Below are 23,379 nucleotides of genomic sequence, written 5' to 3'. Positions count from 1 at the left end.
GACCATGAAAGAACCGATCAAAGTCATGTTGGTAGAGGACCATCCTAAGTATAGGGCAACCATTGAAATGGCTCTAAAACTTGAGTCTGATATGCACCTGTGTGGAACCTTTGGCGCTGCGGAGGTAGCTTTAAGAAGCTTGCCTGATCTAGGAAGTAGGGCGCTTCCTGATATTGTGCTACTCGATCTTAATCTTCCAGGCATGAGTGGTCTGGAGGCATTACCGTGGTTTAAGAAATATCTCCCAAGTGCGAGTGTGATTGTGCTGACTCAGTCCGAGGCTCCAGCAGATGTTTTTCATGCTCTGCAGCAGGGTGCTGCTGGTTATTTGCTGAAGTCATCCACTGTGAATCAAATCAAAGACAGCATCCGTACGGTCAAAGAGGGTGGTGCATCGCTCGATCCAAAGGTGGCCGTCTACATCCTCGACCAATGGAAAAAAGCACCACAAAGCTCTGAGGTGGAGAAGTCACTTTCTGAGAGAGAGCTAGAAATTCTCAAGCTGCTTGGTCAGGGATTGGTGAAAAAAGAAATCGGTGACCTTCTAGGGATAGGCTACGGCAGTGTGGCCACTTATATTCGCCGTATTTATGAAAAGCTTAACGTCGTTAATGCTCCTGCTGCGATCGATAAAGCTTACCGTGCAGGAATCCTACCGAGAGATTAGAATAGAGTTTTTCACCTTATGAATGTTTAGTGTGCATAAAAAAATCAGCACTCATCGAGTGCTGATTCTGAAAATTGATGAGGCTGTCTATTTAGTAGCTGAGCTTACCACCTTTTGATGGTTTCTGGCGTTCGTTTTTCCACCATTCGCTAGGACCTTCTTCTTCGATATTTTCCCAGAGGGCGATGATTTGCGCTTTAAGCTCATCAGTCTTCTCAGGCATTTTTTTAGCGAGGTCGTTCTCCTCATTCCTGTCTTCTTTGATGTTGAAGAGTTGGAATTCTGTGAGTGTTTCATTACCTACGATTTTCCAATCGCCGACGCGCATAGCGACTCTGTCCTGAGGAGTGGATACGTGAGTGCGCCAGAAAAGTGGGATCTTACGATCCACTGGTTTTCCTTCGAAGGCAGGAAGGATACTAACAGCATCAATAGTGCGGTCGGCCGGAACAGGTACTCCTGCTACTTCTAGTGCAGTGGCAAAGATGTCGGTACCGATGACTGGTACGTTGCTCTCTGTGCCCGGCTTAATCTTAGCTGGCCAACGAACAATGCCCGGAACACGGATGCCGCCTTCGTAGCCGCTGCGCTTATTACCGCGCAAGCCACCGGAGGAGCCGCCGTAGGCTGGTACTGGGCCGTTATCAGAAGTGAAAAATACTATAGTGTTTTCGCTGACCCCTTCTTTATCTAGAGCGTCGAGAACCATGCCGATGCCGTTGTCCATCTGAGTGATGTTGCCCATGTACTTGCTGTTTTTTTGGCCTTTATAGAGGTCTTGGAAGCGAGAATCTGTAGCAATTGGGGAGTGTGGCTCGTGGAACCATACTGAGAGTACGAAAGGTTTCTCTTTATCGCGTAGGTCTTCTAGCCAATGTACTGCTTCACCAGCGACGAGCTGTGCAGAGTAGCCTTCAGTATTTCCAACCTCTTTGCCATTGCGGAAAAAGTTGTTCGGGTTTTTGTGGCTCTTGATGGCATTGTTCTGGGTATACATCCAGTAGTTGTAGCCGTGTTCACCTGGCTGAGGGAACTCAGGGTTGTTGAACTGCTGTTTGGAGAGTAAGTGCCATTTACCTACGTGGCAGGTATCGTAACCGGCAGCTTTGAGGAGTTTAGGGTAGGTGATTTCACTGGCACGGAGGTGTGCATCGTGGTTGCCAGAAAGGTGACGCCAGACACCGTTTCGATAGGGTGTGCGACCGGTAAGAATAGCGGAACGTGAGGGGGAGCATACTCCAGCGGGTGAATAGAACTCGGTGAACTTGACGCCTTCTTTGGCGAGTCGGTTCATGTTAGGCGTTTTGATGAGGTCATTGCCGTAGGTTTCGGAATCACCATAGCCCATGTCATCGGCCATGATGACGACGATATTGGGTTGATCAGGTGCGGCCTGGAGAGAAGCCGCGCCGAGTAGGCAGAGGCCAAGGTGTAGTAAGTTGAATCGCATAGCTGTAGTACTGAGTTTAAAATCGGTTTCTTACTGTATATGGGTAAATGATAAGAAGCTGTTCAGCAAGCGAGATCTCTGTGCTTACCAAGCCCAAGAGTGTTTTCCCCAGAAGGCATAGAGTTGGCTAGTGCTGCCATTGAAGCCATTGCGCTCCATCGGGCGGTCCATGTTGCCAAAGTACTTTGGAGTATTCCAGTTGCCACCATTGTAATTGTGAATCTTTGAGCGTCCATTCTCCCAAAACACACCACCATATTGCCACATGCTCCAATCATGCCACACTCCTGAAGCGTGGGCTAGTTTGTGAGGGTTTTCTAAATTTGTATAGCCATTGCTGTAGAGGGCTAGCCAGTAGGGGCATTTGCGCAGGCGGTGTTTCTGAGCTTCACTAGCGCGATTTAATGTTTTGCGAATTTGAGGTCCATTTTCTAGATAAACGACGGGCTGGATACCGGTGCGACGATAGATTTGATCAACAAACCCTACCATCAAATTAGCGCTACACTTCGTGTCGAAATCTGCTACTAAAAGTATACGTTGCGTTTGTAGTCGATAGTTTTTCTTGATTGCACTTAACCTCCCGAGAAAGCGGCTCGCTTGTTCTTGTGCTGATTGGTTAGGGACCACGAAGCAGTACGATCCTAGTAGCATGCCTTGGCGTTCGGCACCCGCGAGGAACTCGCCACATTTAGTGTCGTAGTGGCTGCCTTTGGTTGCACGGGCAATGAGACCTAGGGCTCCATTGTCTACCAGTGCTTTTTGATTCGAAGGGGTGTAACTGCGGCCAGAGCGCTGCTTTTCTTTAGGATCATATTCGGAGACATTGATGATTTGAGGTGCTGATTTAAAGCTCACTCGACCGTATGGAGTAGCACAGGATAGAAGTGGTAGTACTGCCGCCAAGAGCAGGAGAAAGTGTCGGAATGTCATAGCGATTTCGTAGCCTACACGATCTATTTGTTAGAGGGAAGAAGTAAGGTGAAAATGCATGGGGATACACGGATCTAGTGTTTTGTCGCTAGGAGCTGGCCTAGCTGTGGACGGATGGCATCTGCCCAGACTTGGTATTGGTCTGGGTTCGGGTGGAGCAGGTCTTTCATGACATTTCTGGAGAGCGTTCCGTTTTCCTCGAGGAATGTGTTGTTGATATTGAGGTAGAAGATGCGTTTGTTGTCGGCATATGTTTCGATGATTTTGTTAGTGCCGTCGGTGAGTATACGCTTTGGATCTTCAGGGGTGGCGCCGCGTGGGAAAATGCCGAGTAGGAGAATTTTGGCTTCAGGTTGCTTTTTTTCTAACAAATCGAGAATCGCTTTGATGCCTAACGCGGTTTGTTCCGAGGGTTCGTCACGGTGTCCAGCGTTGTTGGTGCCAATCATGATGACGATGGCTTTTGGTGAGATTTCATCGACTTCGCCATTTTCAATTCGCCAGAGAGCATTCTCCGTGCGGTCTGCACTATAGCCCAGGTTAAGAGCCTTGTAGGGTGCGTATTCTTTTTCCCATACGTCCTTACCCTTGTTCTCCCAAGCGTGGGTGATAGAGTCGCCAATGAAGACGAGCTGGACGTCTCCGAGGACCTTTTTTTGCTCTAATTTTTCTTGGTGTCTGGGCATCCACCATTTTTGGGTGCGACTCTCAGCTGTGGTGGAGAGGGATGTTTCCGCCGAGAGAGGGAGGGATAGAATTCCAAGAAAGAGAGCGAGGTATTTCATCATAGCTTGTACTTTATATTTGCTGGTCATCTTTCAAATGCTCCTGGCTTGTAGCTATATAGGAGGGTAATAGGTGTGTTTTTTCACTGGCATTGTGCTCTCCTTGCTTCCAGCATAGCGCTGTTGTCGCAACCCACTTAATGATGGGCTCACGATATAATTATGAACTATCCAGCTTTGGCTTTTGCCGTTTTTCACAGGATCACCCTGTCGCTTTTTTCTGAGGAAAGTTAGAGATTGAGAAGTACCATACGAAGTAAATAATGAAGTTATCCATTTTATCCGTCATTTGGCTCTCCTTGCTTGGCAGCCTATCCGCCCTAGAGAAAACTGGCGAGCAACTACCTACGCAAGAAGGGGATCCTGTGGGCCGTGCGGTAATCGCTGAGGCAGCGGCAGATCCTAACTCGCTGCATTATACACTCACTGCTGATCAGCGAGGAGTGGAGGTGTCATCAGGTGAGCTCGAGATGATGTTGCGTCCACTTACGAAAGATGAGCTGGAGCTAGAACTCAAAGAGTGGATGCATACACTCAAGCAGTTAATTATTGCATCTTCCAACAACAACTTAGAGGTCGCTCGCTTGTCCGATGAGGAGCAGAATAGTGAGCGAGGAATAGAGCTTAGGGAAAAGCAGTACGAGAACCGCCAGCATGAAGTAAAGCTGGTGAAGCATATCAAAACTATTTTGAGAGCGCTCGAGAAAAAGGGAGGGAATGTTGAAACTGAAAGACTTTACGTGGATGCTGTCGTGGATACCAAGGATGTGGTGGCGAAGAGTACTACGGACCGTGTGACTGCTATCGCAGCTGATTTTGGCGTGTGGTTTGACAGTCGGGAGGGAAGTGAAAAGTTCGTTAAGAAGGCGATTCGATTTTTCTCTATAGTCATCATTTTTGCCCTTTTAGGCAAACTCATGGCAGGTCTCACTCGACGTATCATGCGTCGTCATCGAAGAGGTTCAGTGATGCTGCGTCGGTTTATCCAAAAGACCATAGGCTTTGTAGTGTTTTTTATAGGGTTTCTGCTCGCTCTGGCGGCAGTAGGGGTGCACGTAGCATCCATGCTAACAGCATTAGGTGCTGGTGGTGTGATTATTGGTTTTGCTCTTCAGGATAGTATTTCAAACTTTTGGAGCGGGCTGATGATTATGGTTTACAAGCCATTTGATGTGGATGACTTCATCTTGATCGACGGAGTGAAAGGGAAAGTGGAGAAGATGAGCTTTTTGAATACCACTTTAGTGACAATCGATAACAAAGAGCTGGTGATCCCTAACAGAAAAGCCTGGGGCAACACGATCACCAACTATACCGCACGTGCTGTAAGACGTGTGGATTTACTTTTCCGGATTAGTTATGGAGATGACATTCAGAAAGCGTCGAACTTACTTAAGGAAATGGCAGAAGCGCATGCCTTGGTTTTGCCAAAGCCGGAGGTGGCATTGGGAGTTCAAGATCTATCAGAGTCCGCAGTGATCCTCTTTGTGCGCCCGTGGGTGAAGACCGAAGATTACTGGCCAGTGCACTGGGACCTCACTAAGGAAGTCAAAGAGCGTTTTGCTAAAGAAGGAATTTCCATACCTAAACCACAGCAAGAAATTGTGATGCACAAAGTGACGGATTAGCCTGCGTGCTATTGGTTGTACGGAGTGTCTACAACTTCTCGGCCGAGGATTTTTTCGTAGCGCTGGATATAGGCTGCTGCGGTGTTTTCATGGTTAAACATTAGAGCACTCTCTCTCATCACACGGCGAATCGTTTTCTGTTTGATGGCCGGATCCCACTGATAGAACTTAAGCGCTTCATCAATCGCCCAGCGAAGGCCTGAAGGGCTGTAGTGCTCAAAGCGGAAACCATTTCCGAGCTTACCATCGTGGTGCATGTGCCATACGGTATCATGTAGTCCACCCGTATCATGGACGATGGAGATGGAGCCATATTTAGGAGCTACCATTTGAGGGAGCCCACAGGGTTCAAAACGCGATGGCATGAGCATGAAGTCTGAGCCAGCGTATGCGAGGTGTGAGAGGCTTTCGTCAAAATCACAAACAGCGACTTTGCCTTCAAGCTCATGTAAAGCCACGATGTCTTTGAAGTGTTGTGAGAAGGAACCGCTGGCAACAATAACAACCTGTAGGTTCAGATGCGCATAATCAGCGATGGTGTCGTACATAATGTCGGCTAATAGCTGGCAGCCTTTTTGCATTGGGTCGAGCCGCGATGGCCAGAATAGAATAGGAGCATCGGGGTCTATGGCGAGCCCTGAAGCTGCTTGCAGTTTAGCCTTATTCATAGCCTTGCCCTTGACGAAGGTGTCGGCATTGTAGTGGTGCTCTAAAAACGGATCAGACTCTGGCTTCAGGTATTCATCTGGAGCATTGAGAATGCCGCTTGCGCAGCCTGCGTAGACTTTATTTGCCAGTTCATTTTTAATGGCATCTGGTACGAACTCGTGTCGCCCTTCCACTACTTCATATAAAAAGGAAGTGCTCACGGAGTTGACATGGTCTGCGGCAAAAATGCCAGTGGCTAACAGGTCGACAGGAATATCATTGCGCGCGTGATCGTAGCTGTCTGGCTGTTCTGTAAAATAGAGGTACTCCCAGAAGTCTGCTGCATCGATCCCTTTTTCTTCCATGTAGGCCATGGTGAGGCGTTCGGAGTGAATGTTGTGACAGGTAAAGAGGCTGGGAATACCGAGTCGCTTGGCCGCAGCTGGTATGAGACCAGTCATCCAGTCATTGCAGTGGATGAGATCTGGTTTTACACGAGGGATGATGTTGTTGATGACTTCGCGCTGGAAGGCGAGTGCCGTGGTATGATTTTCAGCAACATCATACACCTTGCTGCGGCGGTAAAAGACGCGGTCTTCAGCGAGGTGAATGCGTTTGTCAGGAAGTGCATCTGAGACACGCTCATACTGGCGGTCGAAAATTTCCTTCATGTCCGTGTTGAACATGTTGCGGTAGTTCGGCAGGGCGACGTGGACGTCAGCTCCTTGATCGTAGAGAGCTTTGACCAGCGAGGCGGACACGTCTGCCATCCCCCCAGCTTTAGCACTTAATCGCTGCGCGAGATTGCCCATTCCTGAGGGCAGATAAGTAATCTCAGGAGTAACGACAAGGATGCGTGATTTTGGTTCAGATGTAGGCTTCTCGTCGTTCGTTGGGGCATTACTCATGGTCGTTAGCTTGGATAGCAAATATTGGGGGTGGGCTTCAAATATAGAGTGGCGGAAATTCTAAGGCTTATCAAGGATTGACGCGATATTTTGTAATCTACTGAATCACAAAAGTGGAGTTGTGAATGCTGACAGCTCTGACACACATCATGAGATGGGTTCATATTCAACTAACAGCAACTCGTATGCCAAGTGATCGGAGAGCTATTTAGTATGAGTAGATATTTCTCGGTGACAAATGCGCTGAAGCGGCTTTAGTGAAGCTAAATCAAATTTCACTTTATGCAGCACCCTTTTTTAACCGACTCTTATCATATTCCTTGGGCCTCACTCACTCCAGATCACATCGAAGCCGATATCACAAAAGCTCTCGAGCTAGCTGAGCAACGGCTCGACTCCATCCGTAAAATCGACGCATCTGAAGTAACATACGAGAACACCTTTGGAGCGCTTGAAAATGCGGCTCAAGAGCTGGAGTACGGCTGGGGAAGACTGAGTCATCTTGATTCTGTCGATGACAACCCTGAGCAGCGTGCGGGTATGAATGGCATGCTTCCACAGGTTTCCTCATTTTACTCTCAAATTTCTCTGGATGCTGACATCTGGAAAACGCTGAAAGCCTTTGCTGATAGTCCTGCTGTAAAAACGCTCAGTACCGTAAAGAAGCGCTTCATTGAAGAGACCTGTGCTGATTTCATTCAGGCTGGGGCTGATCTTCCTGCGGACAAAAAAGCTGAAGTGGCTGAGATAGATGCCGAGCTCTCGCAGAAGACTAAGAAATTTTCAGAGAATGTGTTAGATTCGACCAATGCGTGGGAACTTATTATTCAAGATGAATCCCGCCTAACAGGTCTGCCAGAAATGGCAAAAGAGTCTGCACGGCTCGATGCGCTCCAGCAGGGTCACGGCTCTGAGGATGATCCGAAATACCGTTTCACTCTTCAGCACCCCTCCATGGGGCCAGCGATGCAGTATGCGGATGATGATGCGCTACGGAAGGAAATTTGGGAAGCCAATGGAACGATTGGGCGCGATGGGAATTATGATAACACAGAGTTGATCTGGGAAATTATCGAGCTACGTCAGCGTAAAGCTGAAGTGCTTGGTCACGCCTCGTTTCCAGATCTAGTGCTTCAACGACGCATGGCGAAAAATGGTCAAGCAGCCCTCGATTTCACCGAAGACTTACACGGTCGCATCAAAGAGCAATTCCTCACCGACACGCAGGAACTGCAGGATTACAAGGCCGAGAAGACAGGTGGAGCTTCAGCTCCGCTTGAACCTTGGGATACTGGGTATTGGGCTGAAAAGCGACGCAAAGAACAGTATGACTTTGATGACGAAGCGCTCCGTCCGTACTTCCCTGTAGATCAAGTGATGGCCGGAATGTTTTCTATCACATCTAAGCTTTTCGGTATCCATATCACTCAAGTGGATTCCGTCTACGGCAAAGACGAAGAAGGTAAAGTGCAGGTATGGCATGAAGATTGTAAGTTTTATGATGTGTTCGATGCCGAATCTAACGAGTTGTTAGGATCTTTTTATGCTGATTGGCACCCGCGTGCTACCAAACGCGGTGGCGCATGGATGAACTCGCTTAGGACCGGTGGGCCGGTTGAGAATGGTACGCGTGATCCGCATCTGGGCTTGATGATTGGTAACATGACGAAACCTGTCGGCGATAAGCCAGCGTTGCTTGATCATCGCGAAGTGGAAACGATCTTCCATGAATTCGGTCACCTGCTCCACCACTTGTTAGGTGATGTGGAGGTGCGTTCACTTTCGGGAACTAATGTCCCTTGGGATTTTGTCGAACTGCCATCACAGATCATGGAGAACTTTTGTTGGGATCGTGAATCGCTCGATATGTTCGCCACCCATTACGAGACTGGTGAGACCATACCTGAGGAGCTATTCCAAAAAATGGTGGCAGCGAAAAATTATATGAGCGCCACTGGCTTCATGCGTCAGCTCTCACTCGGTAAGCTAGATCTGGAGCTCCATCAGAATTTTAAGAAGTATAAAGGCGGTGATCTCGACGTATTGGATAGAGAAATTCTCAAGGGCTATAAAACGCCACTTGCTACCGAGTCTCCGACGATTGCTCGCAGGTTCTCTCATCTTTTCTCAGGTCCAGTGGCCTACGCTTCTGGCTACTATTCCTATAAGTGGGCAGAGGTGTTAGATGCAGATGCATTCACCCGCTTCCAGGAAGAAGGAATTCTCAATACGGAAACTGGCATGAGCTTCCGCCGCGAGATTCTCGCACGCGGAAATTCTCGTCCGGTAGACGAATCTTACCGAGCTTTCATGTCGCGCGATCCAGAGCTGACTCCCTTGTTAGAGCGAGCAGGTTTGGCGTAGCGCACACCAGCGGGCGTGGATAGTTTTTCTGTCATAGATGATATTTAGGGCACCTCCGGCACCTCCCGCTGTCGGTGTGTGAGCTATTTATTCTTTAGATTTGCGAGTATAGATCGTTGTTGACGATTGGTATCCTTCGGGCTGGAAAGCCTTTCTGCGTATGGCTTCGTTATTCTTCATTCACGGATGGAAATCCGCTCACTTATCACGCCTATCCTAGCTTGGAATCCTTTCCTGCACCACCAACGCTGTACCCTCTAATCAAACACTCTAGCTGACTCCATTTATTCTGTGGTGCAACTATTGCCACAGAATATAATCGAGTGCCTCTCTTGGGCTACATGAGTAAGGCAGAAGGATTGGGGTAAGTAGTGGTTCCGCCTACCTGTGTAAATAAGTCTTGAGATATAAGGAAGTTCTGACATCGTCCGCCTGTCGTCAGCAACAAAGCGACATACTTTTTTAGTTTTTATTTCACGGTTATTCGCTCTGATTTTTTAGTTTAAGGAGTAACCTCACCCCGCTGATTATTCAGTCCTTTGCGCACGATGAAGTTGCTAGAGCGCATTTATAATGCTTGTTGAATCTATTTTGACCAGTGTTGGGCTGTATTCACGCCAGAGCAATAGAGCTCTATACCCAATTTTTCTTGGAGCTAGATCAGCGATACTTTCAAGATTGAATCACCCAATAAATGAAACATTCTATATTGTCTGTGTTGAATAAACCCAGCCATAACTCATCCAAGCTCACCCAAATCCTTACGACTTTAGGGCTCAGAAAAGCATCAGATCAAAAGAACCAGAAGCCAGTAGGAAAGCCTAAAAAAGAGCGTGTTTCCAAAGGTGCGCAGCAAAAAAACGCCTCCCGATCAAAGGCGAGAAATCTAGTCTCAGGACGTATTCAAATCACTGCTCAAGGACGTGGATTCGTCCAGCCTGACGCAACGGATGCAGAGGAAATCGTAATTTCCGCGAATCAAACAGGCACTGCGTTTAATGGAGACCGTGTTCAGGTCAAGCTACTGAAGAGTTCTCAGTCCCCGGCGGCTCGTTCAAAAAGTAAACCCAGGCCTACAGGGGCAGTGGTAAAAATTCTTGAGCGAAATCGCAGTAAGTTTGTGGGCACATTAGAATATCGGGATTCTTCGTATTTCGTTGCCCTTGATGATTCACGCGTCTCTCAAGCATTCCAAGTCCCTTCCCCGAAAAGAGGAAAAGGCGGAGCCAAGGCTGGTGATAAGGTACTCGTAGAGCTCAAAAAATGGAGTTCATCCCGTGACATCCCACAGGGGGAAATAACCGAGACACATGGGCCTGCAGGCGCTAGAGGAGTGGATATGCTAGGCGTGTTACGTCAGTATGATTTATCTGCAGAGTTCCCCGCAGCGGTGCTCAAGGAGGTGAAGAGACTAGGCTCTACAGTTTCCAAAAAGGACCTGACAGATCGCACAGATTGCCGATCTCATCCAGTAATCACTATTGATCCTGTAGACGCAAAGGACTTTGATGACGCCTTTTCACTCACCCGAGCTGGAAAAGGCCGTTGGAAGTTGTGTGTTCACATTGCAGATGTCTCCCACTATGTAAAAGCTGGTTCAGCAATTGATAAAGAAGCGCAATTACGGGCAAACTCCACCTACCTTGTAGACCGAGTTATCCCGATGCTGCCTGAGGCTCTTAGCAACCATCTCTGCTCTCTCATGCCAAATGTAGATCGCTTGACGAAGTGTGTGGAGTTTCTCATCACTGATGAAGGTAAAGTACTTCGGTCAAGCTTCTACCCGGCTGTTATTCACTCGAAGCACCGCTACAGCTATGAACAAGCGATGGATGTTATCGAGAGTAGTCCTAGTAAGCCTCTTGAGCACATGCTTCATTGTGCAAACGAACTGGCTTCAAAAATTAGACAACGCCGAATTCAAGCGGGCTCGCTAGATATGGATTTTCCTGAAACAAAGATCCACCTAGATAACGAAGGGTGTATCAAAAACCTCGAAGCCGTCGATTATGATGCTTCCCACCAACTGATCGAGGAATTCATGCTCTTGGCAAATGAATCTGTAGCGAGACATCTGCATAAATTAAAACGACCAAGTCTTCACCGAGTACATGAAGAACCTGATTTCGAAAGGCTTGCAGAATACCGTGTTGAAGTACGCAAGCATGGCATCCAATGTGGCGACCTCACTAAGACGAGCGAAGTTCAAAAACTCTTTAAGCGTCTGCACGAACACCCTATCGGGCCAGTTCTGAAAATTGGTTTTCTAAGATCGCTTATGAAAGCACGTTATGCTGCAAAACCGGAAGGGCACTATGGCTTAGCTAAAACATTCTATACGCATTTCACATCACCTATCCGCCGCTATGCTGATTTAGTGGTTCATCGTAGTCTGTTTGGTGAGTCCCAAGATATTAGTATGGAGGACATAGCTCTTCACATTACTAGCAAAGAACGTAATTCCACGGATGCTGAGCGGGATAGTAAAAACTTGAAACTCTACTCCTACTTAAGCGCGCAGTTGGAAAACAAAACGCGTCAACGTTACACTGCTCTGGTTACTGAAGTAAGAAACATTGGCTTATCTATCAGTATTCCCGATCTAGGACTCAGAGGGATGATTCCCTTCTCACTCCTCAAGGATGACTACTATCAATTTGATCCAGTCAAAAATATTGCGAGAGGGCAGCGCCAAGGACGTGTCTTTAAGCTTGGCGATCAAGTGCAGGTCGTTATTGCCAAAGTAGACGCAGAGAAGCAGCGCCTAGACTTCACTCTCCCATCTAACAAGCAACGCTCGGAGAGAGCCCCGAGAAAGCGCAGTCCTAGAAGGCGCGGCAAAAAGCAAGCGGCCTAAGACCGCAATGCCATGTTAAGAACCCGTGATGAGGTTCACTTTAGAAAGTACACCCCATAGTGAACTGGAATCTACCGGAGGTGGGCAGTAGTTGATATTATAGAAAAAGGGCCGATAGAATGTTCTATCAGCCCTTTTGTGTTTGAGATGTTTTACCGAGGCTGCGTCTTCGGCGAAGCCGCCCTACCCATCTAGCTGAGTTTCGCTTGAGCTGCTGCGAGGAGGTCGCTGGCTTTGTCGCGTTCGGGGGCCGCGCCGCGTGCTTGGTCTGGCTTGCCGCCGCCTTTGCCGCCAGCGATAGGGCCGAGCTCTTGGATGAGCTTGCCTGCTTGGAGGCCAGAGGCTTGGGCGTCTGCACCGCAGAATGCTCCGAGGTGGAGGCGTGAGCCGTCGTCGACGATCATGAAGCCAGCGCCCGTGAATTGCTTTTTCTTGAGGCCGTTTAGTAGCTCTTGGAGCATGTTTGCTGGTCCTTCGAAGATTTCTGCGATGTTGCCACCTTTTTCTAAGAGCTCGACGAGGGCTGCATCAGCCATTGCGGCAGCAGCTCCAGCTTGAGCTTTTTTCAACTTTTTATCTGCAGCAGTCACGGTGTCGCGAAGACCCTGGATGTGCTTTAGAGAGTTATTGAAAACGGTGTTGAGCTGATCGAAGGTCCCGGCAGCAAGCATGGCTGACATGATGCGCGCTTCTTCAGGGTAGTGAACTTCTTCCGCTCCTACAGCCTTGAAACCGGTATTGATAGTGTCGAGTTTTGCTCTGAGCTCTTCTTCTTCATGAGCGTTCTTTTCAGCAATGCTGCGTGCCCAGTCGTAGGCTGCTACACCGCATGCGGCTTCGATTCGGCGGACGCCAGAGGCGATAGCGCTTTCGGATTTTATTTTGAAGATGCCGATGTCGGAGGTGTTGTCTAGGTGGGTTCCGCCGCAGAGTTCCATGGCGTAGCCATCGAGTCCGAGTTCGTTGCCGCCGATCTGCACGACACGTACCATCTCGCCGTACTTGTCACCGAAGAACTGCATGATGTCCTTGCGGTTTTTGACGTCAGCGTGTGGCACTTCGTTATAGAAAACTCCGGAGTTCTCAGCGATCTTTTCGTTCACTTTGATTTCGATTTCAGAAATTTGTTTAGGCGTGAGAGCGCCAGAGGTGAAGTCGAAGCGGAGGCGGTCGGTGGTGACTAGTGAGCCTTGCTGGGTAGCATCTGGTGAAACTACTTCGTGTAGAGCCCAGTGAAGGAGGTGAGTCGCAGTGTGGTGAGATTCGATACGGCGACGGCGCTTAACCTCGACTGTGAGGGCAACAGTGTCACCCACTTGAATTTCGGATTTAGGAATCTCGTGAGCGATGGCTTGGCCGATTCTTTGAACAGAGTTCACTTCGATAGCTGTGCCAAATTCACCGTCCTTGAATGGTGTAAGAATCCCTTTGTCGCCGAGCTGGCCACCCATTTCTACGTAGTATGGTGAGCGATCAGTGATCACTAGCAGAGCGTCACCGCTCTCGTAGATTTCGAGTACTTTCGCTTCGCTAGAGTCTTCATCGTAGCCAGTGAATTCGGTTTCTACGTCTGAGGAAATGTCGAGGGCGCGAACGATGGTTTTTTTCTGAGATGCTTGGGAAAGTGTGCGAGCTTCGTCCATGCGTTTCTCGAATCCAGCCATGTCGATCTCGAGTTTGCGCTCCTGACAGAGGAGTTCGGTGAGATCGATCGGGAAGCCATAGGTGTCATAGAGTTCGAAGGCGAAGTCGCCAGAAATCTTTCCTTTTCCAGCTTCTTTGTCGAAGATGCCGAGTCCGCGGTCGAGGGTGCGGTTGAAGGATTCTTCCTCGCGCGTGAGCGTTTCTTTGATTGCTTCGCGGCGAGTGCCCATTTCAGGGAAGATGTGCTGCATTTGGTCGACGAGCGTGTCGACAAGCTGAGTAAGGAAGAGGGAGTCTCCAGTGAAGCCGAGCGTGCGACCGTATCTAACTGCGCGTCGCAAGATACGGCGGAGCACGTAGTTACGGCCGGTGTTTCCTGGCTGGATGCCATCGGCAATAGAGAAGGAAAGTGTACGGATGTGGTCGGCAATGACGCGGAAAGCGATCGCCTCTTTCATCTCTTGAGAGAGTATGGATTTATCTACTTCGACAGACTCTGGGTAAATGTCTTGGTACTTCTTGCCAGAAATTTCTTCGAGCTTAGCAAAGAGTGGGGTGAAGACGTCGGTAGCGTAGTTTGTTGGCTTCTTGGAGAAATCCTTGAATCCGTTGGTGCCTTGATAGATCGAGCAAACGCGCTCGAAGCCCATTCCTGTGTCGACATGTTTCGCAGGAAGGTTGCGGAAGGTTCCGTCTGCTTCCGCATTGTATTGAATGAATACGAGGTTCCATATCTCGATGCAGAGATCAGAGTCCATGTTGACGAGCTTGCCTTCGGAGTCGCCATTTGGTGTGAGATCTACGTGGAGTTCTGAACATGGTCCACATGGACCCGTCTCACCCATCATCCAGAAGTTGTCCGCTTTGTTGCCGTCGACAACGTGCTTCACTGGATCGAGCCCTTTTGATTTAAAAAGCTTAGCCCAGAGGTCGTATGCTTCTTGGTCGAATTCGGACGGATCTCCGAGTGATTTATCAGGACGGTAGACCGATGCATAGAGGCGCTCAGCGGGGAAGCCCCAACGCTCTACGATCAAGTCCCAGCTCCACTGGATAGCTTCAGGTTTAAAATAATCACCAAATGACCAGTTACCTAGCATCTCGAACATGGTGTGGTGGTAAGTGTCGTAGCCGACATCATCGAGGTCATTGTGCTTGCCACCTGCACGGATGCATTTCTGAGTGTCCGTAGCACGCGGAGGATCATAGGGGGCTTTCTCAGTACCGAGGAAATAAGGGACAAACTGGTTCATCCCCGCATTGGTGAAGAGCAGGCCAGGAGACTGTGGAAGCAAGGAGGCGGAAGGCACAACAGTGTGCTTTTGCTCCTTGAAAAAGTCGAAGAATGATTGGCGGATTTCGTTAGCGGTCATGATGTCCCTTATCTATAGATGAATAATGGCGAGCAGCCGAGCCGTGCTCGTCTGTCGATTTGGTGCCCGAGGAAGTAGGGTCTCAGCGGCTGAGTTTCAAGGGTTTTCTGGGGGGATAGCACCGAACTAGTGGTAGCGCCATGGGAGTTTGTATATCAAACCCAAGTATAGATATGGGAAGGCAAAGGTGACGAGTATAATGGCGGCTCTACTAGCATCGATGTGGTGTATTATAAAAGAGAAGGGATTGTTGACGAACATTGAGCTAATGAGAGATTCACCTACCTTCGCTCCATGGTTAGTGAGGTATCCTAGATACCAGGCAACGACAAAGCTCAGGGCGCATAAAGATCCAGCAAAACTACGTTCTTTTAAGGGCCTGTCAGTGCATGATCCAGCAAACAGTAAAGTGACGAAGATAGAGAGAAGTGAGGCGTTCCAGTAGGGGGTTTTGTTGTATTCGTTGAACCATGCCCAGGTGAGAGTAGCTGCAGAGAGTGCTATGCTTATTTTTAAGAAAAATGCCAGTGATGGGTGTTTGTAGAAGATGCTAATCTTTTGCTTACTTTCTCTCCGTGCATCGAGTAAGGCGCCTATACTACAGTAGGATTTTTGTGGCTGAGCTTGGGGTTGCTCCTTGAGTCCTTCAATCAGCTCGAAAGTTGGCCGGAAGGCTTCGATGTCTTTGATGGCTACCCAGGAACTCATGTCATTCTGCCAGAGTGAACAGGAGTCAGGCTGAATTTACGCTCAATGATGAGTTGGCGGATTTCATCGTCAGACACAGGGCCTTGGCGCTGGCCTGTGTGCGTGTAGAACCATGGGTTCGCTTGCATGAGAAAAAAATAGTAGAAGTTTTTAGGGTAATGGTGGCGGAGATGGCCTAGCTGATGGGAGTGGTGGTGGGCTTGGCTGCTGTGCTTGCTCAAGAGCTATTCTCTCGCCGATGGTCCATTTGACGTGTTTCGTCAGCATTTCAGTAGGGCCATTTTTCTGGGGGTTCTGAAAGATAGCTGCAGTATTCTTGAGTAGCTGGATGGGCGTCATTATGAGGCCACTTGGAAATCCCCACCATCCCAATGAGCCAGAGAAAGCTATGGAGCCGAGCTGGCGTTTGACTGCGCAGCTCTTACAGGTTGGGACGGGATGGGTGCTATAGGACGTGAGTAAGATTGCTGACCAGACTCGATAGGCTTTGTGTACATCTACAGGTCCATTTTTTTTGCGACAGCGAGGGCAATTACCGTTATACACAGCCATTACCATTTCATGCATTTTTTCTTTGGGGACAGAGTCCGCATAGGGCATGAGGTAATAGGATGTATTACATGACTGGTCACAAAAGAAGAGTTTGCCGTCACGCTTTCCACCTATGAATGTGGAGGTATTACAATAGTTACATTTAGCCATAGCAGGAGATCACACGTTCTAACAACTCGAGGTGAATTGTTAGAAATAGGGCTAATAAGTTGACATCTTTTTGTCGAATAAAAAATGAACGCCACTGTTAGTGGTGGCTGGCTTCACTGGCGCCGCTAGGGATATGAATGCTCTCTACCATTTCCTGTACTTCTTTTGGAGGAGGAGGGGTGAAAGCTGAGACGATGAAGGTCACCGCGAAGTTAATAAGCATTCCGACGAAGCCAATACCCGCAGGGCTTATGCCTAGTAAGAGCTGGTCCTTTGGAGCATCAAGGAACTGGAAGTAAATGATGTAGCCGATAGTAAATCCGATACCACAGATCATGCCTGCAATGGCTCCTTCTTTGTTAACCCGCTTGGAGAAGATACCCATGAGCAGTGTCGGGAAGAACGAGGATGCTGCGAGGCCGAATGCTAGCGCTACAGTCTCAGCAATGAAGGTGGATGGTGGGTTGATCCCGAACCAGGCAGCTATTGAGAGGGCAACGAAGGAGGCGATACGTGCATATCTAACTTCTTCTTTGTCACTGAGATTCGGCTTAACGATTTTCTTCATCAAATCGTGAGAAATGGAGGTGGAAAGAACGAGTAAGAGGCCTGCTGCTGTGGAGAGGGCTGCCGCGATACAACCAGCCATGAGAAGGGCGATTACCCATTTCGGGAGACCCGCCATCTGTGGGTTAGCCATGACCATGATGTCTTTACCGAACCAGAGTTCGTTCGGGTTGGTCATGTCTGCTTTGACGGATAGGAGGCGTTCGCCATTCACTCCAATGCGTTGTTCCAGAGGTGCGGAGTCAGCAGGGTAGATAGGTTTTTTTGCTTGGAATACGCTATTTTTCCCAGAGTCAGATTTGGCAGGTCCATAGTACTGGATCTTACCGTCGCCATTTTTGTCGACCCATGCCATTTGGTCAGTTTGTTCAAAGTCGCTGAGCCATGCTGGAGCTTCTTTGTAGGGGGTCTGGTGGAGTGACTCGATGAGGTTGACGCGGGCAAATGCGCCGATAGTTGGAGCTGTGAGGTAGATGACTCCGATGAATAGTAGTGTCCAGCAGGCGGATTTACGCACAGCTTTTACATTTTTTACGGTAAAGAAACGCACGATGACATGGGGAAGTCCTGCGGTGCCAAACATGAGCGCTGCTGTGACACAGAACATGTCTATGGTGCTCATTTTCCCTTCGGTGTATCGGTCAAATCCAAGCTCGGTATTGAGCGAGTCGAGCTTCTGAAGGAAAGGGACGGGATCCCCAGAGCCAGCGGTGTATTCGCCAATGAGTCCGAACTGAGGGATGACGTTGTTAGTCATGGCGATGGCGATGAAGACGGCTGGGATGGTGTAGGCAAATGCCATCACACAGTACTGGGCGACCTGTGTGTAGGTGATTCCTTTCATGCCGCCGAGGCCGGCGTAGAAGAAAACGATGAAGCCACCGATGAGCACGCCCTTAGTGAGTGAAATGCCAAAAAGCTGAGAGAATACCACGCCCACACCATTCATCTGTCCCATGATGTAGGTCATGCAGATAAAGATGGCACAGATGACGCCGACTCCTCGTGCTAGCTTAGAGTAGTATCGGTCACCTAGGAAATCTGGGACAGTGGCTTTACCGAACTTGCGGAGGTAAGGAACCATGAGAACAGTGAGGAGCACGAAACCGCCAGTCCATCCCATAAGAAAGCGTGAAGCATCATAACCCGATGCGGCAATGCCGCCAGCCATGGAGATGAAGGTCGCAGCAGACATCCAGTCAGCAGCGGTAGCCATACCGTTAGCGAAGGGGGAGACGCCTCCACCTGCAGTGTAGTATTCCTTAGTGGAAGAAGCGCGCGAGCGCACGGCTATGACGACATAGACCGCGAAGGTAAGGCCGATGAAGATGAAATTTAGTGTGTCTTGGGACATGGCTAGTTGGTAGGTAAAGAGTGTGAGCTTCGAAGTAGCTATTAGTCTTCTTCGGTATAACCGTGTTTTTCATCGAGCTTATTCATGGCCCAAGCATAGACCAATAGAATGAGGATGAAGGCGATGATGGAGCCTTGCTGAGCCATCCAGAAGCCGAATGGAGCAGTACCTACACTAGGCATGTTGGCGTCTAACCAATCACGGAAGAGAACTCCGCAACCTAGGCTGACAAAAAACCACACAGCGAGAAGTGTGAGGACGAGGCGTAAGCAAGCGGCGCGGTGCCTGCGTGGGTGGTCAGCTTTCATAAGGATTTGTTTAGAAGTTAGTCCAGAACTCTTAAGTGTTAGGGGAATCCGTGACAAGGAAGGAAATGAAGGAATTTAAATAGGTGTTTATGATTTCCTGCAAAAAAAGGGAGTGAATCCTTTAAACTTGAGTCGAGTGGAGCCCGTGCTATCTTCCGCCAGATCAACCAAATCACTGTGAGTCAACTTTCCAAACCGATTTCTAATCTCTTTAATCTAGCTCAGCATTTTTTCGTTAGCTCGTTTCAAGTAACCTCTAACGTTATTCTATAACTTACCAAAATGGGACTGTTAGTATTTTATGTTGTCTTAGCCTTAGGGGTTTCCTTTTTGTGCTCTGTTCTGGAAGCTGTGTTGCTTTCGATCACTCCGGGTTTTATCCAGCATGAGCTGACTTCAGGGAAGAAGTACGCTGTGCGGCTAGCCAAGATGAAGAAGGAGGTGGATGAACCGCTTTCAGCTATTCTCACTTTAAATACCATTGCTCACACGATGGGCGCTGCAGGTGCGGGTGCGCAGTGGAAAGTGCTCTATAATGATACAGGTGAAGCTATTTTTGCCGGTGTACTTACGCTGTTAGTCTTGATCCTCTCTGAAATTATCCCGAAGACTTTGGGTGCTAGACTCTGGCGTACGTTGGCATCTCCTACGACTTATGTCTTACGTATTATGATCTGGGTGCTTACCTATCTTCCGCCGTGGCCACTGCCAGTGCTAAAGATGATCACGAAGATGTTCGGGGGAAGTGGGCATGGTGCTGCAGTGAGTAAGGCTGAATTGGCTGCGATGGCTGATATTGTGAGCCAGTCGGGAGAGCTTAAGAATGAGGAAAGCCTCATTCTTAAAAATTTACTTTCGTTTCAGTCGACCAAGGTGAGAGACGTGATGACTCCGCGTACGGTGGTGTATGCTATGCGTCAATCGAACTCGGTGGATGATTTCCTAGCAGATTCGATGTCGAAGCCTTTTTCCCGCGTGCCAGTCTTTGATAAGGACAGAGATCACATTACTGGATTTGTCTTAAAAAGTGACCTGATGTCGGCAAAGCTTAAAAACGAGGACGCTAACAAAACTCTCGTGGATTATATTCGTCCTATAAATGCGACTTCTAGTCAGGATTCGATTTATCAGGTTTTCAAAGTGATGACACAGCAGAGGCAGCATCTCATGCTCGTAGTGGATGAGTTTGGCGGGATGGAAGGTGTGGTTTCTATGGAAGATGTCGTAGAGACATTGCTCGGGATGGAAATAGTCGATGAGGGAGACCGGAATGAAGACATGCAGGTTCTCGCTCGTAAGCTATGGGCCCAGCGTTCTAAAGCTATGGGCATAGAGGATGACGCGACAAAGGAAGTGAACTAATCTAAAATTGGTTAGAATAGAGTTGCCGAGAGGGGGGGAGATCGGTGAGCTTGTAGGGGTGATGGAACTTCCTACTTGGTCAAAAGAGGTGATAGCGTCCTACGAGAGTAGGACGGCTGGTTGCTTTGTGCTACATGGCAATGTGAATGATCGTCTGCTGTTAGGGCATGGTGGGCGGAAGATAAAGTTGGGCAGTTTGAGCGACTTCGTGCAGGAGACTTTAGTCCCGCAGTTTGAGGTGGTGCTCAGTTATGACTTAGGCTTTGGTTTGAGAATAGAGAGAGGTGGAGAGAAGTTTCGCGAATGGCCCTCGTTAGAGGAGACTCCAGAAATGCCACACGAGCCACTAGAAGCGGTGCGCTTCATCACGCATTATTTACAGTATTGTCGTAACTTACAAATCATGGGGCGCAGGGCGCCGCGGGTAGCGGTCATTGTAAAACAAGCGCATCTTGTGTGCCCAGCGATTCCTAATCTCTTGAATTACGATCTCAGCTCGATGGCTTCATTGTTACGAGGTTGGGCGTCAGAAGCTCGTCTTCAAGAGTTCGGTCAGGCCGCATTCCTTATTTCTGAAAACCTTAACGGCTTACATCCCTTAGTGGCAGAAAGTAGCCGCGTGAGTGCTGTCGAGGTGCCATTGCCAGACTCTGGGCAGATTGTCGGGTTGTTAGATTTTTTGCGGGTGAAATGCCCAAAGCCTCTCGAGCAATATGAGGGGGAAACTGGATTGGTCGCTGAGAGGTTGTTAGGGGCAAGCGGTACAGCGATAGAGCAATTATTATTACGTGCCCAACATGATGGCGAAGCCCTGAGTGAGGGGCGGCTCTCCATGCTGAAAAAGCAGCTCGTGGAGCGCGAGAACAAGGGGCTGATCGACTTTGTCGAGCCCGATCGTTCCCTTGAAAATATCGTGGGCCTCGATGGTGTGAAACAATGGCTGCGCCAAGATATTTCACTCTGGAAGCAGGGTGAGTTAGAAGCTCTGCCAATGGGGTACCTATTCTGTGGGCCAGTGGGCACTGGGAAGACCTACCTTGCTGAATGCTTGGCTGGGGAGGCTGGCGTCCCGGTGGTAACCATGCGCAACTTCCGCGATAAGTGGGTGGGCTCGACTGAGGCGAATTTAGAAAAAATATTTTCCCTGCTGCATGCGCTCGGGCGCTGCATTGTGTTTGTCGATGAGGCAGACCAGGCACTCGGCAAGCGTGAGAGCGGGTCGGGCGACTCGGGTGTCTCGTCGCGTGTTTATTCGATGATGGCGAAGGAAATGTCGAACACGCGCAATCGAGGGAAAATCATGTGGGTTCTCGCGTCGAGTCGACCGGACCTGATCGAAGTAGATCTCAAACGCCCTGGGCGTATAGATGTGAAGATCCCGCTCTTTCCATCGCTCAATGCCAAGGAGGGCTTTGAGTTAATCCAGGCCCTCTGCAAGCGCCGCAAGCTAACAATAGCCGACAGTGACTACGAAGAGCTAGAAGCATACGTGCCTGAATTACTCACTCCTGGAGCAGCTGAGACACTTGCTGTGAAGGCTTATCGAATCAAAAAGACTCAGAACTTGAGCGATATGGAGGCTCTGCTTTCTTGCCTCAAAGAGTACCGGCCACCCGTGTCGCTCGAGATCCTGCGCTTCCAAATGCAGATCGCCGCTGACGAAGCGACCGATGCGAGTCTGATCCCAGAAGGGCTGGGAATGGGGAATTAGGGGGGTGCTCTGGGATGGTATGAGTGCCGGTTGAGGTGCGCTGGTTGCTCCCAAACTGGGCGCGTAAAATCATGAAATCTCTGTGATGCCTTCTGAGAGGGCATTGCTTGACTGTGACATTAGTGTCCCTAGTGTCTGTGCCTTCATGGAAGAAACACCCCGAAAAATGTCCATTATTAAAGCTATGAGTATGATGGAACTCTTTCCTTCTTTGTCAGATGACGAGCGAGTGGGGTTGGAGGAGCAGTTGCGAGATGGCTCGGCGTGGAGCGTGAACTTTGGCGTGATGCTAGGTTGCTCCGTTTTGCTCGCGGGGCTGGGGTTGCTGCAAGATTCTGTAGCGGTGGTGATCGGAGCAATGTTGGTAGCTCCCTTAATGACCCCGCTGATTGCGATTGGACTAGGTTTGGTGCAGGGGAATTATGATCTGCTGAGGACTGCTTTGCAGTCGATGTGGCGCGGGGTGGTCGTGGGCTTAGTTTTAGGTTTTTTACTGCGCGTGTTGATTCCCGGGAGTGAACTTACCCAACAAGTGGCGAGTAGGGGCTCAGCGAATATCCTCGATCTGTTCATCGCATTTTTTGCAGGTGTGGCTGCTGCTTACGCACTAGCGAGACCTAAAATGTCAGGGGCTCTGCCAGGAGTGGCTATTGCAGTGGCTTTAGTACCTCCGCTGACAGCGTCGGGTATCGCCTTGGGATCGCAGGATTGGTCCGTGGCTTTGGGTGCATTTATTCTGCTTCTTACCAATGTAGTGATGATCGTGTTAGGGAGTGCAATGGTGTTTCGCCTGCACGGTCTGAAGACGAAGGATCTAGATCATAAAGTGGCGTTGAGCATGAAGCGGATTATTACTGGCTTGGTTGTGCTTGGGGTTCTCGGCATGGCTCCTTTGGCCTATCGCCTGATAGATCAGGTCAAAATAGGTCAGAGTAGACCAGCTTCTTACCCGCTGCCTGAGGAGCTCTGGTCAGCTCTCTATCAGCGCGCTGAACAAGAAAAGGGTGTGGATTTGATACGTGGTCTACGTACCGGGGATTTCGGGATTGTTGAGGTGAAGATCTTTTTGTTAGCAGACAGACCTGTGCGTCAGGTGTTAATTGATGATCTAGAAAAGATGGTGAAAAATCACATGGGCGCGGATACGCAGCTCACAGTACGTGCGGCCCAGAGTGCGCCGATCATTTCGTCTACTCGCGTACCTCGGGAGATGCCTGGCATAGTGAGGTAAGGGGCTTATACCAGACTGAGTTCCAAAAGAGACAAATGTGATTTTACTGAAGCTTGGGGAATAGCGCGATGCGGAAGAAGTGAAGGCTGGGCGCTATCCTGATGAATCTGCGTTATTCCTCAGTCACGGTGCTCGCACCGCTCCTTCGTCACGCCTTGATTGACCAGGAAATCACTCCA

General features: G+C 49.2%; 17 protein-coding genes. 7 read left to right on the top strand and 10 right to left on the bottom strand.

The genetic code is table 11. From position 1 onward, the window contains the following. The first annotated feature begins 4 nt into the window (after positions 1-4). Positions 5-667 carry a response regulator gene (locus tag ACSHX2_RS11260; protein ID WP_435693049.1) on the top strand — a complete coding sequence of 221 codons (663 nt, stop codon included), beginning with the start codon at positions 5-7 and terminating at the stop codon, positions 665-667. A 91-nt stretch (positions 668-758) separates the two neighbouring features. On the opposite strand, the gene ACSHX2_RS11255 is transcribed toward ACSHX2_RS11260, so the two are convergent. From ACSHX2_RS11255 to ACSHX2_RS11245, 3 genes are all read right to left on the bottom strand, one after another. Then, entirely contained in the window at positions 759-2,117 is a 1,359-nt protein-coding gene (locus ACSHX2_RS11255; protein ID WP_435693048.1) for a sulfatase family protein, read from the bottom strand. A gap of 84 nt (positions 2,118-2,201) precedes the next feature. Continuing rightward, positions 2,202-3,050 (bottom strand): GH25 family lysozyme, encoded by an 849-nt coding sequence (locus ACSHX2_RS11250; protein ID WP_435693047.1) that lies wholly within the window; start codon positions 3,048-3,050, stop codon positions 2,202-2,204. A gap of 74 nt (positions 3,051-3,124) precedes the next feature. Continuing rightward, a complete protein-coding gene (locus ACSHX2_RS11245; RefSeq protein ID WP_435693046.1) occupies positions 3,125-3,838 on the bottom strand; it encodes a GDSL-type esterase/lipase family protein in 714 nt (237 codons plus the stop codon). Between the two features lie 260 nt (positions 3,839-4,098). Here ACSHX2_RS11245 and ACSHX2_RS11240 point away from each other — a divergent pair, with 260 nt between their 5' ends. After that, positions 4,099-5,463 carry a mechanosensitive ion channel family protein gene (locus tag ACSHX2_RS11240; RefSeq protein WP_435693045.1) on the top strand — a complete coding sequence of 455 codons (1,365 nt, stop codon included), beginning with the start codon at positions 4,099-4,101 and terminating at the stop codon, positions 5,461-5,463. Between the two features lie 8 nt (positions 5,464-5,471). Here ACSHX2_RS11240 and ACSHX2_RS11235 read toward each other — a convergent pair whose 3' ends face one another. Then, positions 5,472-7,019: a glycogen synthase gene (locus tag ACSHX2_RS11235; protein WP_435693044.1), complete on the bottom strand. Its 1,548-nt coding sequence runs from the start codon at positions 7,017-7,019 to the stop codon at positions 5,472-5,474. Positions 7,020-7,301: 282 nt separating this feature from the next. Here ACSHX2_RS11235 and ACSHX2_RS11230 point away from each other — a divergent pair, with 282 nt between their 5' ends. Both ACSHX2_RS11230 and rnr read left to right on the top strand, forming a co-directional pair. Beyond that, the gene (locus tag ACSHX2_RS11230; protein WP_435693043.1) at positions 7,302-9,383 is read left to right on the top strand and encodes a M3 family metallopeptidase; all 2,082 of its coding nucleotides are present in this window, start codon (positions 7,302-7,304) and stop codon (positions 9,381-9,383) included. A 694-nt stretch (positions 9,384-10,077) separates the two neighbouring features. Then, positions 10,078-12,240, top strand: coding sequence for a ribonuclease R (gene rnr, locus ACSHX2_RS11225; protein WP_435693042.1), 2,163 nt, complete (start codon positions 10,078-10,080; stop codon positions 12,238-12,240). 191 nt (positions 12,241-12,431) lie between these two features. Here rnr and alaS read toward each other — a convergent pair whose 3' ends face one another. The 6 genes from alaS to ACSHX2_RS11195 all read right to left on the bottom strand — a co-directional run bounded on the left by alaS (position 12,432) and on the right by ACSHX2_RS11195 (position 18,896). Continuing rightward, complete coding sequence (gene alaS, locus ACSHX2_RS11220) at positions 12,432-15,257, bottom strand: alanine--tRNA ligase (protein WP_435693041.1); 2,826 nt, start codon at positions 15,255-15,257, stop codon at positions 12,432-12,434. Between the two features lie 126 nt (positions 15,258-15,383). Beyond that, positions 15,384-15,965, bottom strand: a complete 582-nt coding sequence (locus ACSHX2_RS11215; RefSeq protein WP_435693040.1) for a hypothetical protein — start codon at positions 15,963-15,965, stop codon at positions 15,384-15,386. After that, positions 15,962-16,093, bottom strand: a complete 132-nt coding sequence (locus ACSHX2_RS11210) for a GYF domain-containing protein (RefSeq protein WP_435693039.1) — start codon at positions 16,091-16,093, stop codon at positions 15,962-15,964. Before ACSHX2_RS11210 ends, ACSHX2_RS11215 begins: the two co-directional genes overlap by 4 nt. Positions 16,094-16,115: 22 nt before the next feature. Then, the gene (locus tag ACSHX2_RS11205) at positions 16,116-16,667 is read right to left on the bottom strand and encodes a hypothetical protein (protein WP_435693038.1); all 552 of its coding nucleotides are present in this window, start codon (positions 16,665-16,667) and stop codon (positions 16,116-16,118) included. 97 nt (positions 16,668-16,764) lie between these two features. Next, positions 16,765-18,588: a sodium:solute symporter family protein gene (locus tag ACSHX2_RS11200; RefSeq protein WP_435693037.1), complete on the bottom strand. Its 1,824-nt coding sequence runs from the start codon at positions 18,586-18,588 to the stop codon at positions 16,765-16,767. 41 nt (positions 18,589-18,629) lie between these two features. Continuing rightward, on the bottom strand, positions 18,630-18,896 hold the full coding sequence (locus ACSHX2_RS11195; protein ID WP_435693036.1) for a DUF4212 domain-containing protein: 267 nt from the start codon (positions 18,894-18,896) through the stop codon (positions 18,630-18,632). Positions 18,897-19,178: 282 nt separating this feature from the next. Between ACSHX2_RS11195 and ACSHX2_RS11190 the strand changes: the two genes are divergently transcribed. The 3 genes from ACSHX2_RS11190 to ACSHX2_RS11180 all read left to right on the top strand — a co-directional run bounded on the left by ACSHX2_RS11190 (position 19,179) and on the right by ACSHX2_RS11180 (position 23,200). Continuing rightward, entirely contained in the window at positions 19,179-20,258 is a 1,080-nt protein-coding gene (locus tag ACSHX2_RS11190; RefSeq protein ID WP_435693035.1) for a CNNM domain-containing protein, read from the top strand. Between the two features lie 7 nt (positions 20,259-20,265). Then, positions 20,266-21,969, top strand: coding sequence for an ATP-binding protein (locus ACSHX2_RS11185; RefSeq protein WP_435693034.1), 1,704 nt, complete (start codon positions 20,266-20,268; stop codon positions 21,967-21,969). Positions 21,970-22,135: 166 nt separating this feature from the next. Next, positions 22,136-23,200 (top strand): TIGR00341 family protein, encoded by a 1,065-nt coding sequence (locus ACSHX2_RS11180; protein WP_435693033.1) that lies wholly within the window; start codon positions 22,136-22,138, stop codon positions 23,198-23,200. Positions 23,201-23,379: the final 179 nt, after the last annotated feature.

The organism is Rubritalea sp. (genome assembly GCF_051252225.1).
Classification (GTDB): Bacteria; Verrucomicrobiota; Verrucomicrobiia; order Verrucomicrobiales; family Akkermansiaceae; genus Rubritalea.
The sequence above is the reverse complement of the archived record's forward strand: the minus strand, read 5'-3'. Positions and strand labels throughout refer to the sequence as shown.

Coding starts and splice junctions, on each gene's coding strand:
- ACSHX2_RS11250 (WP_435693047.1), bottom strand. CDS start 3,050: ATGACATTCCGACACTTTCTCCTGCTCTTGGCGGCAGTACTACCACTT.
- ACSHX2_RS11210 (WP_435693039.1), bottom strand. CDS start 16,093: ATGCAAGCGAACCCATGGTTCTACACGCACACAGGCCAGCGCCAAGGC.
- ACSHX2_RS11240 (WP_435693045.1), top strand. CDS start 4,099: ATGAAGTTATCCATTTTATCCGTCATTTGGCTCTCCTTGCTTGGCAGC.
- alaS (WP_435693041.1), bottom strand. CDS start 15,257: ATGACCGCTAACGAAATCCGCCAATCATTCTTCGACTTTTTCAAGGAG.
- ACSHX2_RS11245 (WP_435693046.1), bottom strand. CDS start 3,838: ATGATGAAATACCTCGCTCTCTTTCTTGGAATTCTATCCCTCCCTCTC.
- ACSHX2_RS11215 (WP_435693040.1), bottom strand. CDS start 15,965: ATGAGTTCCTGGGTAGCCATCAAAGACATCGAAGCCTTCCGGCCAACT.
- ACSHX2_RS11200 (WP_435693037.1), bottom strand. CDS start 18,588: ATGTCCCAAGACACACTAAATTTCATCTTCATCGGCCTTACCTTCGCG.
- ACSHX2_RS11255 (WP_435693048.1), bottom strand. CDS start 2,117: ATGCGATTCAACTTACTACACCTTGGCCTCTGCCTACTCGGCGCGGCT.
- ACSHX2_RS11260 (WP_435693049.1), top strand. CDS start 5: ATGAAAGAACCGATCAAAGTCATGTTGGTAGAGGACCATCCTAAGTAT.
- ACSHX2_RS11190 (WP_435693035.1), top strand. CDS start 19,179: ATGGGACTGTTAGTATTTTATGTTGTCTTAGCCTTAGGGGTTTCCTTT.
- ACSHX2_RS11235 (WP_435693044.1), bottom strand. CDS start 7,019: ATGAGTAATGCCCCAACGAACGACGAGAAGCCTACATCTGAACCAAAA.
- ACSHX2_RS11195 (WP_435693036.1), bottom strand. CDS start 18,896: ATGAAAGCTGACCACCCACGCAGGCACCGCGCCGCTTGCTTACGCCTC.
- rnr (WP_435693042.1), top strand. CDS start 10,078: ATGAAACATTCTATATTGTCTGTGTTGAATAAACCCAGCCATAACTCA.
- ACSHX2_RS11180 (WP_435693033.1), top strand. CDS start 22,136: ATGTCCATTATTAAAGCTATGAGTATGATGGAACTCTTTCCTTCTTTG.
- ACSHX2_RS11205 (WP_435693038.1), bottom strand. CDS start 16,667: ATGGCTAAATGTAACTATTGTAATACCTCCACATTCATAGGTGGAAAG.
- ACSHX2_RS11230 (WP_435693043.1), top strand. CDS start 7,302: ATGCAGCACCCTTTTTTAACCGACTCTTATCATATTCCTTGGGCCTCA.